The 14,056-nt window shown below is 74.0% G+C and carries 13 protein-coding genes; 8 read left to right on the forward strand and 5 right to left on the reverse strand.

Annotated features, from left to right (window positions below; genetic code table 11):
* The first annotated feature begins 30 nt into the window (after nt 1–30).
* From ASG36_RS07380 to ASG36_RS07395, 4 genes are read left to right on the forward strand one after another with little or no spacing between them, the layout of a single operon-like run.
* Nucleotides 31–894, forward strand: a complete 864-nt coding sequence (locus ASG36_RS07380; protein WP_055762677.1) for an amidohydrolase family protein — start codon at nt 31–33, stop codon at nt 892–894.
* Nucleotides 891–2,432, forward strand: coding sequence for a long-chain fatty acid--CoA ligase (locus tag ASG36_RS07385; protein ID WP_055761364.1), 1,542 nt, complete (start codon nt 891–893; stop codon nt 2,430–2,432). The genes ASG36_RS07380 and ASG36_RS07385 overlap by 4 nt, the downstream gene beginning before the upstream one ends.
* Entirely contained in the window at nt 2,429–2,893 is a 465-nt protein-coding gene (locus ASG36_RS07390) for a MaoC family dehydratase (protein WP_055761367.1), read from the forward strand. Before ASG36_RS07385 ends, ASG36_RS07390 begins: the two co-directional genes overlap by 4 nt.
* A 60-nt stretch (nt 2,894–2,953) precedes the next feature.
* The gene (locus ASG36_RS07395; RefSeq protein ID WP_055761370.1) at nt 2,954–3,526 is read left to right on the forward strand and encodes a TIGR00730 family Rossman fold protein; all 573 of its coding nucleotides are present in this window, start codon (nt 2,954–2,956) and stop codon (nt 3,524–3,526) included.
* Here the strand turns inward: ASG36_RS07395 and ASG36_RS07400 are convergent.
* Complete coding sequence (locus ASG36_RS07400) at nt 3,517–4,017, reverse strand: DinB family protein (protein ID WP_055761373.1); 501 nt, start codon at nt 4,015–4,017, stop codon at nt 3,517–3,519. The genes ASG36_RS07395 and ASG36_RS07400 overlap by 10 nt on opposite strands.
* A gap of 53 nt (nt 4,018–4,070) precedes the next feature.
* Here ASG36_RS07400 and ASG36_RS07405 point away from each other — a divergent pair, with 53 nt between their 5' ends.
* A complete protein-coding gene (locus ASG36_RS07405; RefSeq protein WP_055761375.1) occupies nt 4,071–5,174 on the forward strand; it encodes an NAD(P)/FAD-dependent oxidoreductase in 1,104 nt (367 codons plus the stop codon).
* On the opposite strand, the gene ASG36_RS07410 is transcribed toward ASG36_RS07405, so the two are convergent.
* Nucleotides 5,167–6,249 (reverse strand): GGDEF domain-containing protein, encoded by a 1,083-nt coding sequence (locus ASG36_RS07410; protein ID WP_055761378.1) that lies wholly within the window; start codon nt 6,247–6,249, stop codon nt 5,167–5,169. The two genes, ASG36_RS07405 and ASG36_RS07410, sit on opposite strands and share 8 nt — an antisense overlap.
* A gap of 189 nt (nt 6,250–6,438) precedes the next feature.
* On the opposite strand from ASG36_RS07410, the gene ASG36_RS07415 reads away from it, so the two are divergent.
* Both ASG36_RS07415 and ASG36_RS07420 read left to right on the forward strand, forming a co-directional pair.
* On the forward strand, nt 6,439–8,424 hold the full coding sequence (locus ASG36_RS07415) for a helicase-related protein (RefSeq protein WP_235494679.1): 1,986 nt from the start codon (nt 6,439–6,441) through the stop codon (nt 8,422–8,424).
* 29 nt (nt 8,425–8,453) lie between these two features.
* Nucleotides 8,454–8,759 carry a putative quinol monooxygenase gene (locus ASG36_RS07420; RefSeq protein WP_055761381.1) on the forward strand — a complete coding sequence of 102 codons (306 nt, stop codon included), beginning with the start codon at nt 8,454–8,456 and terminating at the stop codon, nt 8,757–8,759.
* A gap of 1,050 nt (nt 8,760–9,809) precedes the next feature.
* Here the strand turns inward: ASG36_RS07420 and ASG36_RS07425 are convergent.
* A complete protein-coding gene (locus ASG36_RS07425; RefSeq protein ID WP_235494681.1) occupies nt 9,810–10,511 on the reverse strand; it encodes an IclR family transcriptional regulator in 702 nt (233 codons plus the stop codon).
* Nucleotides 10,512–10,582: 71 nt separating this feature from the next.
* On the opposite strand from ASG36_RS07425, the gene ASG36_RS07430 reads away from it, so the two are divergent.
* Complete coding sequence (locus ASG36_RS07430; RefSeq protein ID WP_055761387.1) at nt 10,583–12,430, forward strand: FAD-dependent monooxygenase; 1,848 nt, start codon at nt 10,583–10,585, stop codon at nt 12,428–12,430.
* Nucleotides 12,431–12,433: 3 nt separating this feature from the next.
* On the opposite strand, the gene ASG36_RS07435 is transcribed toward ASG36_RS07430, so the two are convergent.
* On the reverse strand, nt 12,434–13,315 hold the full coding sequence (locus tag ASG36_RS07435) for an EamA family transporter (RefSeq protein ID WP_055761390.1): 882 nt from the start codon (nt 13,313–13,315) through the stop codon (nt 12,434–12,436).
* A 3-nt stretch (nt 13,316–13,318) separates the two neighbouring features.
* On the reverse strand, nt 13,319–14,026 hold the full coding sequence (locus ASG36_RS07440; protein WP_055761393.1) for a class II aldolase/adducin family protein: 708 nt from the start codon (nt 14,024–14,026) through the stop codon (nt 13,319–13,321).
* Nucleotides 14,027–14,056 lie beyond the last annotated feature (30 nt).

Below are 14,056 nucleotides of genomic sequence, written 5' to 3' on the forward strand. Positions count from 1 at the left end.
CCTCGACGAGGAGCATCCGTGGCCCTGCAGCTGGACCTCGACAACCTGGTCGCCATCGACGTGCACACCCACGTGCACGCCGACACCCACGGCCACCTCGCGCTGGACGACGAGCTGAACGCCGCTGCCGCGAGGTACTTCAAGGGCGACCCCTACGACCCGACCGTCCCGGACATCGCCGCGGACTACCGCAGCAGGAACATGGCCGCGGTCGTCTTCACCGTCGACATCGAGCACGCCACCGGGCACCCGGCGCTGTCCAACGAGGAGATCGCCGACCTCGCCGCTCAGCACCCCGACGTGCTCATCCCGTTCGGTTCCGTCGACCCCGCACGCGGGGCCAAGGGCATCGCGCTGGCCCGGAAGCTGGTCGAGCAGCACGGGGTCCGCGGGTTCAAGTTCCACCCGTCGATCCAGGCCTTCGAGCCCAACGACCGCGCGGTGTACCCGCTGTACGAGGAACTGCAGAGCCTCGGTGTACCGGCGCTGTTCCACACCGGCCAGACGGGCATCGGCGCGGGTCTGCCCGGCGGGCGCGGGATCAAGCTGCGGTACTCCGACCCGATGCTCCTCGACGACGTCGCCGCCGACTTCCCGGGCCTGACGATCATCATGGCGCACCCCTCGGTGCCCTGGCAGGACGCCGCGATCTCGATCGCCACGCACAAGGCGAACGTCTACATCGACCTGTCCGGCTGGTCGCCGAAGTACTTCCCGCCGCAGCTGGTGAAGGCGGCGAACGGGCTGCTCAAGCGCAAGGTGCTGTTCGGCTCGGACTACCCCCTGCTCAAGCCCGACCGCTGGATCGCCGACTTCGAGAAGCTGGACATGAAGCCCGAGGTCGTGCCGCTGATCATGAAGGAGAACGCCATCGTCGCCCTGGGGCTGCGGTGAGGAACTCCGGGCTCGGGTCCTGGCCCGAGCGCCGGCTGAGGATGTCGCCGCAGAAGCCGGCCATCTGGTTCGAGGGGACGACGACGACGCACGGCGAGTTCGCCCTCGCCGTCCGCCGGGCGGCTTCGGTCCTGCACGACCTGGGCGTCCGGCGTGGCGACCGCGTCGCCTGGCTGGGCGCCAACCACCCCGTCGGCCTCGAGCTGCTCTACGCCTGCGGCCAGCTCGGCGCGGTGTGGGTGCCGGTCAACGCCCGGCTCACCCCGCCCGAGGCGCAGTACGTGCTCGCCCACTCCGGGGCGTCGCTGGTGGTGCACGGCCGCGAGCACGGGACGACGGCCGACGTGCTGCGGAACCAGCTGCCCGCCGTCCGGACCTGGGTCGCCGCCGAACCGCCGATCGAGGGCGGCGCCGACAGCCTGGACTGGACGACGCTCACCGGGGCCGCCGAGCCGGTGCTCCGCGACGAGCCGGTGACCCACGACGACGTCTGCCTGGTCATGTACACCTCGGGCACCACCGGCCGGCCCAAGGGCGCGGTGCTCACCCACGGCAACATGACGTGGGCGTGCCTGGACCAGGTGCTCAGCCTGGAGGGCGGCCCCGACGAGCGGACGCTGGGCCTGGCCCCGCTGTTCCACGTCGGCGGGCTCAACGGCACGGTCAACCCGACCCTGCTGCGCGGAGGCTGCGTCGTCCTGGTGCGCGGGTTCGACCCGGCCGGGACGCTGCAGGTGATCAGCGAGCAGCGGGTGACGTCGTTCTTCGCCGTCCCCACGATGATGGACGCCCTCGCCCGGCAGCCCGGCTTCGCGACCCTCGACCTCTCCGCCCTGCGGACGGTCGCCGCGGCCGGGGCTCCCCTGCCGCTGCCGCTGCTGCACACCTGGCTCGACCGCGGGATCACCGTGCAGCAGGCCTACGGCATGACCGAGACCGCACCGGCCGGCACGATGCTGGACAGCGCGGACGCGGTGGCCAAGGTGGGGTCGGCCGGGAGGTCGCAGTTCTTCGTCGACGTCCGGGTGGTGCGGCCCGACGGCACCGAGTGCGCGCCCGGCGAGATCGGCGAGGTGGTCGTCTCCGGCCCCAACGTGATGCAGGGCTACTGGGACGCCCCCGAGGCGACCGCCGCTGTGCTCGTGGACGGCTGGTACCACTCCGGGGACGCCGGGTCGGTCGACGAGGACGGCTACCTGACCATCCGGGACCGCTACAAGGACATGATCATCTCCGGCGGGGAGAACGTGTACCCGGCCGAGGTGGAGTCCACGATGCTGGAGCTGCCGCAGGTGCAGGAGGTCGCCGTCATCGGCGTGCCCGACCCGCACTGGGGCGAGGTCGGCCTGGCCGTCGTCGTCCCCACGCCCGGCACCGTGCCCGACGCCGATGCCCTCCGCGCCACGCTGCGGGAACGGCTCGCCGGGTTCAAGGTGCCCAGGGAGGTCCGGTTCGTCGACGAGCTCCCCAAGACCGCGACCGGCAAGATCCGCAAGCCCGACCTACGCCAGACGTACTCATCGAGGAGTGACGCATGACCACCACCACGACGATCGCCGACCTGCCGGGCCTGAAGGGCACCGAGCTGGGCACCAGTGACTGGTACGAGATCACCCAGGAGGCGGTCAACACCTTCGCCGACGCCACCGGTGACCACCAGTGGATCCACATCGACGTCGAGCGCGCCAAAGCGGAGAGCCCGTTCGGCGGGCCGATCGCGCACGGGTTCCTCACCCTGTCGCTGCTGGTGCCGCTGGCCACCCAGACCTACACGATCACCGACGCCGTCATGGGCGTGAACTACGGGCTGAACAAGGTCCGCTTCCCCGCGCCGGTGCCGGTGGGCTCGCGGGTGCGGGCCACGGCCACCCTGGCGAACGTCGAGGAGGTGGCCGGCGGGGTGCAGAACACCCTCTCGGTCGTCATCGAGCGCGAGGGCGGGGACAAGCCGGTCTGCATCGCCGAGTGGGTCACCCGCGCCTACGGCCAGCCCGCCTGACCCTGATGGAGTGCCACGGCGCAGGAATCCTCGCCCGTGGCACTCCATAAGGTCGACGCCATGCGCATCGCCGTCTTCACCGGGTCCCAGGCCGGGCCGCCGTCCCACCAGCACGCGGCCACCGCGTTCGCCGAGTCCCTGGCCCGCGCCGGGGTCGGCATCGTCTACGGCGGCGGCAGGGTCGGGATGATGGGCACGGTCGCGGACGCCGCGCTGGCCGCCGGCGGCGAGGTGGTCGGGGTCATCCCGCAGCACCTGGTGGACGACGAACTGGCCCACCCCGGGCTCACCGACCTGCGGGTGGTGTCCTCGATGCACGAGCGCAAGGCGGCGATGGCCGACCTCGCCGACGCCTTCGTCGCGCTGCCCGGTGCGGCCGGCACGCTCGAGGAGCTCTTCGAGGCCTGGACCTGGGGGATGCTCGGCCTGCACGCCAAGCCGACCCTGCTGCTGGACGTCGACGACTTCTGGCAGCCGCTGCTCACCCAGCTGCACCGCATGGTCGACGACGGTTACCTCGACGGCCGCCGGCTCGACGCCCTCGGCGTGGTGCACACCGCCGACGGGCTGCTGGAGTTCGTCGAGCGGTACGAGCACCCGCAGCGGAAGTGGACCCGCCCGGCTCAGGACTGAGCGAGGTCGGCGGCGCCCTTCCCGTCGATCGACTCCCGGACGACGTCGGCGTGCCCGGCGTGCCGGGCCAGCTCCTCGACCAGGTGCAGCAGGACCCAGCGCACGGTGGGCTCGGCGGTCGGGTCGACGTACTGCCGGGTCTCCGCGCTGAGCGGCACCGGCCGGTCCAGGTCGGACTCGGCGCGCACGACCTGCTCGGTGCGGACGGCGGCGGCCTCCCAGCGGGCCAGCAGGGCGGGCACCGTGTCCTCGGCGGTGAGCTCGAACCCGGCCACCCACCCGGCCGGGCCCTCGTCGGGCACGACCCCGCCGACGCGCGCCCCGACCCAGGTGTCCTCGGCCCAGACCGCGTGCTTCACCAGCGCGGCCAGCGACAGGCCGCTGGCGCTGGGCACCGAGCGGGCCTGCTCCTCGGTCAGCCCCGAGACCGCACCCCGGAACGCGGCCCGCTGCTCGGCGATCGACCGCAGCCACAGCTCGTGCTCGCTCATGCGCCCAGCCTGCACCGGCGCGGCCCCGGGCGGAACCACCTACCGTCGGCACCGTGGAGACCTGGGACGTCGTCGTGGTCGGCGGCGGCCCGGCCGGAGCGGCCACCGCGCTGGCCGCCCGCCGGCACGGCGCCTCGGTGCTGGTGCTCGACCGGTCGGACTTCCCCCGCGACAAGGTCTGCGGTGACGGCATCGCCCCCGAGGCCCTCGACGTCCTGGCCGTCCTCGGGGTGGACGTCGACGCGCTCACCGACGGGTACCCCGCCGTCCCGCGGCTGCGGCTGACCTCCCCCTCGGGCCGGACCGTCGAGCGGACGATGCACCGGCCGGCCGTCGTCGTCCCCCGGGCGGTGCTCGACGGCCGCGTCCTGGACGCCGCCCTGGCCGCCGGCGCCGCGTTCCGCCGGCACACCGTGAAGCGGGTGACGCCGGGTCCGGACGGCGTGGACGTCGACGGGGTGCTGCGGGCCGGTGTGCTCGTCGGTGCCGACGGCGCGGAGTCCGTCGTCCGCCGGGCGCTGGGGATCGGCCCGAACCGGCCGGACCGGCTGGCCATCGCGATCCGCGGCTACGCCCCCGCCGGCGAGGAGGGCGTGCAGGTCATCACCACCACCGACCAGCGCTGGCCGGCCTACGCCTGGTCGTTCCCGATCGGCGACGGCCGGGCCAACGTCGGCTACGGCGAGCTGGTCAGCGGCGGCGCGACCCGCGCCGGCCTGCTGGAGGGCCTGCACCGGCTGCTCCCCGGCGTCGAACCGACCGGGCTGCGGGCACACCGGCTGCCGCTCTCCACCGGCCGCCCGCGACTGCCCGACGGCCGGGTGCTGCTGGCCGGGGACGCGCAGTCGCTGATCAACCCGATGACCGGGGAGGGCATCTTCTACGCGGTGCTCTCCGGGGCGCTGGCCGGTGCGGCCGCCGCGCAGGGCGCCGGTGCCGGACGGGCCTTCCGTTCCGCGCTGCGGGCCCGCCTGGGCGTCCACCTGGCGCACTCCTCGACGGCCTCCTGGGTGAGCCGCTGGCCACGGGTGATGGACGCGGCGTTCCGGGCGGCCGGGGACGACCAGCGGGTCTTCGACGACGTCGTCGCCCTCGGCCTGGCCGACGGCCGGCTGACCGCCCGCACGCTGGCCGCGGCGGCCCGCCGGCTCAGCTGAGGACGGCCACCTCGGCGACCTCGGAACGGTCCCGGCCGCCGCGCTTGGCCGCGTACAGCGCGCCGTCCGCGGCGGCGTAGAGCGCCCGGACGTCGGGGGCGTGGGTGGGTGCGTGCGCGACACCCACGCTGACGGTGATCGGCAGCGGCGAGCCGTCCGGCAGCAGCAGCGGAGCCGCGCGGACGGCGAGCACCAGGTCCTGCGCGCGGGCGCGGGCGCGGTCGGTGGCGCAGCCGGGGAGCAGCACCGCCAGCTCGTCCCCGCCCAACCGGCTGACCACGGCGTCGGTGCTGCGCACCGCGGCGGTGAGGACGGCGCCCACGTGCTGCAGCGCGGCGTCCCCGACCGGGTGGCCGTAGCGGTCGTTGACGGTCTTGAAGGAGTCGACGTCGACCAGCACGAGCGCGGTGCCGGTCTGCGCGCCGGCCGAGGTGAGCGCGGTGGCCAGGGCGTCGTCCAGCACCCGGCGGGTGACCAGCCCGGTCAGTCCGTCGACGGCGGCCAGCCGCTCGAGGCGGTCCAGCAGCCGACGGGTGTCCTCGACGTAGTGCAGGGTGGCGCCGCACAGCAGCGTCAGGCTGCCGCAGACCATCACCGCGTCGACGGTCCGGAACGCCGTCCACGGGGCGACCAGCGCGAGCACGGTGACCGCCGAGAGGCAGGTGAGCCCGGTGAGCGCGATCGCGAGCGGACGGCGGAGCTGGCTGGCGGCGAAGACCGCGGGCAGCCCCATCAGCGAGACCCCGGCGTCGAGCTCCCCGTAGAGCAGGCCCCACATCGACGCGCAGGCCACGATCGCGGTGAGCGCCCCGGCGGCGACCGACAGCCGGCTGGTCGCGCTCCCGCGGGGGGCGGTCGCGCAGACCAGGCCGTTGATCACCAGCAGCACGAGCACGACCCACCCGAACCCCGGCGCCGAGCCACCCAGGGCGGGGAGCAGGAGCAGGAGCACGAGGTCCAGGACCGCGCCGCAGCCCAGCAGGGAGGCGGCCACGAGCGGGCCCAGGCGCAGGTCGCGCGGGGCCAGCCAGGCCGGGCATCGGAGCGCCGGGCGACGGTGGTCGGGGAGGGACACGTCAGGGAGATCGGCAGGTCAGGGCCTCGGCTGCGCCCGGTGCCGGTCGTCCTCACCCCCCGGGGTGGGCCGGTGTGGGACCGTGGAGGCGGGCACAGAACCGCTGATGGCGCTGTTGCCCCCTGTGAGGTCCCGAGCGCAGCACTGCGCCGACCCCCTGAGCCGAAGGCTCCGCACACGAAGGACACCGTGACCCCTCCCTCCCCCGCCGCCCGTCGCCGGGTGCGCACCCCCGCCGGCCGCCCCGGCAAGGCCGCCCGCCGTGCCGCCGACGAGGCGACCGCCCGCACCGCCGACAAGGCCGCCGCCCGCGACGAGCGTCGCGCCCAGCAGACCTGGGTCGACGGCGCCGAGCCCGCGCTGCCGGTGCGCACCACCCGGCCCGAGCACGTGGTCTTCCACCTCGGCCCCACCAACTCCGGCAAGACCTACGAGTCGCTGCAGGCCCTCGCGGCCGCCGGCTCCGGCGTCTACGCCGCCCCGCTGCGCCAGCTCGCGCACGAGGCGTACGCCAAGCTCTCCGCCCAGCTGCCCGCCGGCACCGTCGGTCTGTCGACCGGCGAGGAGGAGATCGACCCGTACGCGCCGATCGTCTGCTGCACCGTGGAGAAGGCCCCGCCGCGCGGTGACCTCCTGGTGCTCGACGAGTCGCACTGGGTCGCCGACCCCGACCGCGGCCACCACTGGGCCCGGCTGCTGCTGACCGGTGAGTACCGCGAGATGCACCTCATCTCCGCCGCCGAGGCGCTGCTGCTGCTGCGCCCGCTGGTCGCCGACGCCCAGCAGGTCGTCGTGGTCAACCACAAGCGGCTGTCCCGGCTCGACGTGCTGGAGCGGCCGGTCCGCCCGGCCCACGTGCAGGCCCAGACGCTGGTCGTCGCGTTCTCCCGCAAGACCGTCTACGCCGTCGCCGCGCAGCTCGACCCGCACCGCCAGGGGAAGGTCGGCGTCCTCTACGGGGCGCTGCCGCCGGCCACCCGGCGCGACGTCATCGACCGCTTCACCCGCGGCGAGCTCGAGGTGCTGGTCACCACCGACGTGATCGGACACGGCATCAACGTGCCCGCGACGACGGTGCTGTTCGCCGAGACCACCAAGTACGACGGCACCGAGCTGCGCCCGCTGCGCACCTGGGAGGCCGCCCAGATCGCCGGTCGCGCCGGGCGGTACGGCCTCACCGGGCACGGCACCGTCGGCGTCCTCGGCGGCATCCCCGGCCTCAAGCCGGTGCCCTCCCTCGTCGTCGCCGGCGCCTCCGTCGCCCGCGGCGACGTGATGAGCGACCTGCCGCACCGCCGCCCGCGGCTGCGCCCGGAGCTCGAGGACCTCGGCGCGTTCGAGGCCGTCGACCTGCCCGAGGCGCTGACCCGCTGGGCCGCCTGGGCCCGCGCGGCCACCAAGGACTCCCAGGTCATGACGCCGGACGACGTCACCGGCCTGGTCATCCGGGTGCAGGCCCTGCTCCCGATGCTGCGCGGCCCGCTGGCCACCGACCTGTGGACGGTCTGGCGGTTGATCAACCTGGCCATCGACCACGACCCGCCGCGCAAGGTGCGCTGGCTCGCGCTGGCCCGCGCCGCCCTGCAGCACGAGGCCGGGCTGCACGTCAGCCGCGAGCTGGTGCTGCCCGACGTCCCCCGCACCGCCACGGTGCAGGACTTCGAGATGGCCGCCGCGCAGGCCCGCGAGGCCCAGACGCTGCTCCGCTCCTTCCCCGGGGTCGCCGGCCTGACCAGCGAGGACGCCGCTGCCAACGAGCAGAAGTGCGCGCAGCGGATCACCGAGCTGCTGCCCGACGCGATCGCCATGTCCACCGCCGCGAAGTGCGTCGAGTGCGGGACGCCGATCGCGCCGTGGTTCACCACCTGCCGGGACTGCGGCACCCGCCCGGCCGGTCGGCCGGCCGCCTCGGACCGTCGTCCGCCGCGCGAGGGTGCTCCAGCCCGCTCCGGTCGCCCGTCCCGCTCGGGCTCGTCCTCGGGCGCCAAGTCCGGAGGGACGACGGGCGGCCGCAAGCCGCGCAAGTCCGACATCGGTGCCGGCGGCCGACAGGACCCGAACGCGCACAACCGCGCCGACCGCGGCCGCGGCTCCGACGCCGGCCCGCCGCCCTCGGACCGCCCGAAGCACCGCCGCCGCGGGCGCTCGGGCGGAGGACCCACGGGCGCTCGCTGAGACGTGCTGGGTGGCGGCATGATGCGGCCATGACCGTGATCTCGTTGCTGGAGCTGACCCTGTCCCCCGCTGCCGCCGCCGACTCGGAGGGGACCGGGCGCCTCCTCACCACCACCCTCGAGGCCACCCGCGCCTTCGCCGGCTGTCTCGGGGTGGAGGTGGCGGTCGACGCCACCGACCCAGCCCACGTCGTGGTGGTGGAGCGCTGGGAGTCGCTGGAGCACGACGACGCCTACCGGGCCTGGCGCCAGACACCGGAGGGGGCCTCCCGGCTGGCGGAGGTGCTCGCGGCACCGCCGCAGCTCACCCGGACCACCGTGATGGCCGGGGTCTGAGCCGCCGGGTCGACCGGCGCGGAGCGGAGGGCGAGGGATTCGAACCCTCGAGGAGCTTTCACCCCTAGCGGTTTTCAAGGATGCTGACGGCCATTCTCTGACCTGCGCGAAACACCATAACCCCAGCTCGGGGCGCTACAGGCTTGACCGGTCATCACCCGGTGATGACCCCACTTTGCCATTCTTACGGGCACGTAGCGGGCACGACATACGCTCCGCAATCCGGCACCTGACCAGAACGCACACCTGTTTGTCACTGACTTCGACGGCCTCCCAAGAGGGCACGTTGGCCCCATCGAGTCGCGACGGTCGCGCACGGATCCCCGCGACCCGTACGGGCACGCCGCGGGCACGACGAGCATCTGAGCCCCTTCAGACTGATCCCAGACCTGGCATTGAGGCGTGAACGTGCTGCTCAGAGCGGAGTGCGCACAGACTCCGACCCTTGCAAAGCTTTCACCATCAACGGTTCCAGGGCCCTTACGCCCCCTTGATGCCCCGCATGGGACTGCAAGAACCAGCTCAGGGACGTTGCACCCTTGTCCGGTGATCACGCTGATGACCCTCCTTCTGCCCACCACGGGCACGTAGCGGGCACCAGATCCAGAGGGCGATCGACCCCTTGCTAGCAGCACCCATCCCGCTCCAGCCGTGATGACCTCGCCAGAACACGCCCGCTGGAGGCGTCACCGGTCGCGAACGAATCCCGAGCACACACCTGCGCTCGAGCGACCTCACCCCGACGGGGTGACACCACCTGCGGTGCAACCAGAAACGGCACGCATCGCCAGCGGGCACGCCCGGAAGCTGATCATGGCGCCCACCGTCCCGGTAGTTGCCTGTCAGTGGGAGGCTGCGGCAACGGCTCTTGGACAGCACGAGAGCTGCCGTCGGGGCCCCACGTGCTGCCCCCGTCGCGCACCCGTGCGTCTGCCCGGAGTGCCTGTTACCAACCTGCCCAGATTGCGGCCCACGGGCCACGTGGAGTCGCTGACGGGCGACCAGGGCGTAGAGATTCCGCGCCCTCAGGACACGGTGCGGCGGGAGACGTCATCGGTCCGCCCCGATCGCAGCCGCAGTCACGGTCAGCGCCGCGACCCATACGGGGAGCCGGTCCCGGTCGAAACGGACCCGGGGCATGGCCAGGGAGATCGCTGCCCTGCCGTCTCGGGCTCCGGGCACTTGCACGCCCACCGCCGTCAGCCCCCGTTCGGTCGCTTGGTCGTTCACGGCGAACCCACGACGACGTACTGCGCGCAGCTCGCGGTGCACGTGTGCGGCCTCGGCGGGAGCCAGCCGCGCCAGCATTCCCGCCAGCTCCTCCGGATCGAGCCCGGCCAGGAGTGCTTTGCCGGCGGCACTGCGGTGCGCCGCCAGGGTTCGCCCCGTGCGGTCCCCGACCCGCAGCACCGCCTCGCATTCGACGGTCGCCACAAACCGGACCTCAGCCCCGGCCAGGACCACCAGGTGCACGCTCTCGCCCTGCGCGGCGACCAGCGCGCGCAGGTGCGGCAGCGCGGCGTCACGCAGCGCTGATGACGGCGCCAGCGTCCCCGCCGATCCCAGCACAGGCCCGGCGGCGTAGCGCCGGTCTGGGAGCTGCACGGCGAAGTCCCGGTGCACAAGGGCGGCCAGTAGCCGGTGAGCGGTCGAGGGCGCGAGTCCGAATCGGGCCGCGGCGTCGGTCAGCCTCGTGGGACCCTCCTGCCGCAGCAAGGTCGCGAGCAGCAGCGCGGCGTCGACCGAGCTCACTGGGTACGAGGGCGAGTTCCGCATGACAGAAAAGACTCTCGCAGTCGGCAGCGTCCGCCGCATCGTGGGGCATGCAGTTCTACCTCGACGGTTACCGCCCCGGCGACCCCCTCGTGCAGCCCCCAGCACCCGGGGTCGCGGGCCGTCCCGCCGGCCTCCCGGAGCGCACCGATCTCGTCGTGGTCGGCACCGGACCAGCCGGGATGGTGCTTGCAGCTCAGCTGGCCCGGTTCCCCGACATCGAGACCCTCGTGGTCGACCGCCGGGACGCGGCACTGGAGGTCGGACAGGCCGACGGCGTCGCCTGCCGCACCGTCGAGGTCTTCGAGGCCCTCGGGTTGGCCGACCGGTTGCTGGCCGAGGCCTACTGGGTCAACGAGGTGGCGTTCTGGCGACCCGATCCCGACGACCCCACCCGGATCGTGCGCACCGGGCGGGTCCCCGACACCGAGGAGGGGCTCTCGGAGTTTCCGCACGTCATCGTCAACCAGGCCCGGATGCTGGCCTGGCTGCGGGAGGACCTGGCCCGCTCTCCGTCGCGCCTGCCGGTGCACCACGGCTGGTCGGTCACCGACGTCCGGGTGGACCCCGAGGACATCAGCGGGCACCCGGTCACGGTCCACCTGACCGGCACCGGGGGAACGGCAACCGTGCGGGCCCGGTACGTGGTCGGCTGCGATGGCGCCCGCAGCGCCGTCCGCACCGCGATCGGCCAGGAGCTGCGCGGGGACCGGACCGACCAACGGTGGGGCGTGATGGACGTGCTGCCGGTGACCGACTTCCCCGACATCCGCCTCAAGGCGACCGTGCACTCGCACGGCGAGGGCAACATCCTCATCATCCCGCGCGAGGGCGGTTACCTGGTCCGCTTCTACATCGAGCTCGACGGGGTGCGGGACGCCGGCGAGGTCGACCCGGCCCGCCTGACCGAGATCGCCAACCGGATCCTGCACCCGTACACGGTCGAGGTCCGCGACGTCGGCTGGTGGTCGGTCTACGAGATCGGCCAGCGGCTCTGCGACCGGTTCGACGACGCACCGGACGACGGCTCCCGTGGTCCGCGGGTCTTCATCGCCGGCGACGCATGCCACACCCACAGTGCCAAGGCCGGCCAGGGCATGAACGTCTCGATGCACGACGCCTGGAACCTGGGCTGGAAGCTCGCCGCGGTGCTGCGGGGCGTCGCCCGCCCGGAGCTGCTGGCGACCTACACCGCCGAGCGGCAGGTGATCGCCCAGGAGCTCATCGACTTCGACCGGCGCTTCGCCGCGCTCTTCAGCGCGCCCCCCGGAGAGACCGACCCCGAGGAGTTCGAGCGGTACTTCGTCCAACAGGGCCGGTTCACCGCCGGCACCGCGACCCACTATGCGCCGTCCATGACCACGGCCGCGACCGACCACCAGGAGCTGGCCACCGGCTACCCGGTCGGCATGCGGTTCCACTCGGCCCGGGTGGTGAGGCTGGCCGACGCCAAGCCGGTGCAACTGGGCCATGCGGCCCGGGCGGACGGCGCCTGGCGGCTCTACCTGTTCGCCGACCGGGACACCACCCGGCTGCGCGAGCTGTGCGAGCACCTGGTCTCGCCGGCCTCCCCGGTGGCCGCGCACACCCCCGACGGCTGGGACCCAGACTCGGTGCTGGACGTCCGGGCGGTGTTCCAGCAGGGGCACCGCGAGGTGACCGTGGAGTCCGTGCCGCCCGCGCTCCGGCCGCGCAAGGGACCGCTGGGGCTGGTCGACCAGGAGAAGGTCTACTGCCCCGACCCCCGGGCCGAGGACGTGTTCGACCTGCGCGGCGTCGACCGGGACGCCGGCTGCGTGGTCGTCGTCCGGCCAGACCAGCACGTCGCGCACGTCCTGCCGCTGGATGCCCACGGCGAGCTGTCCGCGTTCCTCGGCGGGGTGCTGCTGACCGGCTGAGCCCTACCCGAGGACCAGCGCGACGACACCGGCACCCACCAGCACGACCCCCGCGACGGCCACCGGGCGCAGCCGGGTCTCCCGGCCCAGCAGCAGGCCGAGCGGCAGGACGACGACCGGCACGGCCGCCGACACCACCACCGCGACGGCCACCGGCACCGTCTGCGTCGCGGCGACCAGGCAGGTCTGCGCCCCGATGGTGAGCACCCCGGACAGCACCCACAGCCGACGTCCGGCGGGGTCGGCCCGGCGCACCGCCGCGAGCAGCCCGCGGCGGTCTCCGGTGACCAGCAGGAACGCGAGCAACCCGGCCGCCGCGCCGACCAGGCTGCCGGCCACCGGTTCGGCCCAGATCCCGACCGCGGCCCCCCGGGCCACGTTGCCCAGCCCGTAGGCCGCCGCACCGAGCAGGGCCAGCCCGGTACCGGGCAGCAGCCAGGACGCCGGGCGGGTGCGGGCCGAGGGCACCCGGGTGACCAGGACCAGGCCGACCAGGACCAGCGCCCCCGCGAGCACCGCCCGCGGGGCGAGTGCCTGGCCGAGCAGGAGCCAGCCGCCGAGCGCGGCGAAGGCGGGGTTGGTCGTCTGCAGGGTGGCGGCGCGGGTGGGCCCGATGGTGGTGATGGAGCGGAAGAACGTCCGGCGGCCCAGGAACGAGGTCAGCAGGCCACCGAGGGTGAACAGCCCCAGCGCCGGCCAGTCCACCCGGCCCGGCGGGCCGGTCAGCACGGCCTGGCCGCCCAGCAGCGCCGCCGCGCCCAGGACGTTGGCGAGCAGGGCGAGGGCGAACCCGGGAGCCTGGTCCAGCCGCGCCGACGCCACCGGGACCAGCAGCACGTTGGCGCTGAACAGCAGGAGCGAGGCGACCGCCAGCGCCTCACCCACCGGTCATCCGCGGACCGGTGGGAGCCCACGCACCAGGAAGTCCCAGACCGCGCCCAGGGCCCGGTCGTTGTAGACGTGCTCGCGCTTGGCCAGCGACTCCTCCGGGGGCGACCAGGTGGGCCACCCGCCGGCCGTGTGGGTGAGGATCTGCTGCCGGCAAGCCTGTTCGAGCACGACCGCCGCGACGGTGGCCGCCCGGACGTCGGGTCCGACCGCCACGATGCCGTGGTTGACCAGGAACACCGCCCGCGCCTCCCCCAGAGCCAGCGCGACGGCCTGCCCCAGCTCCGTGGTCAGCACCAGGTCGGCGGTGTCGGTGAACCGGGGCACCCCGGGCGGCACGAACAGGTTGGCCGCGTGGCTAACGGGGCGCAGCTCCTGCCCGGTGGCCGCCAGGGCGACCGCGTGCGGCGGGTGGGTGTGCACGACGCCTCCCACGTCGGGTCGGGCGGCCATCACCTCGGTGTGGATCGGGTACTCGCTGTGCCGTGGGCCGTCGCCCTCGAGCACCTCGCCGGCCGAGGAGACCAGGTGCACCCGGTCGGCGGTGACCTCGCCCAGGCCCCACTCGGCGGACTTCAGCCACACCCCGCGGCCCTGCGGGTCACGGGCCGAGGAGTGGCCCCAGATCAGGTCGTCCTGCCCGGCCGCGGCCAGGACCCGGCAGGAGGTGGCGACGTCCTGGCGCAGCTGGTCGGTGGGGTCGCTCACGGGTTCTCCGTCCGTCGGGGTAGGACCCCG

Origin of the sequence: Geodermatophilus sp. Leaf369 (assembly GCF_001424455.1) — a bacterium.
In the GTDB taxonomy this organism is placed as follows: Bacteria; Actinomycetota; Actinomycetes; order Mycobacteriales; family Geodermatophilaceae; genus Klenkia.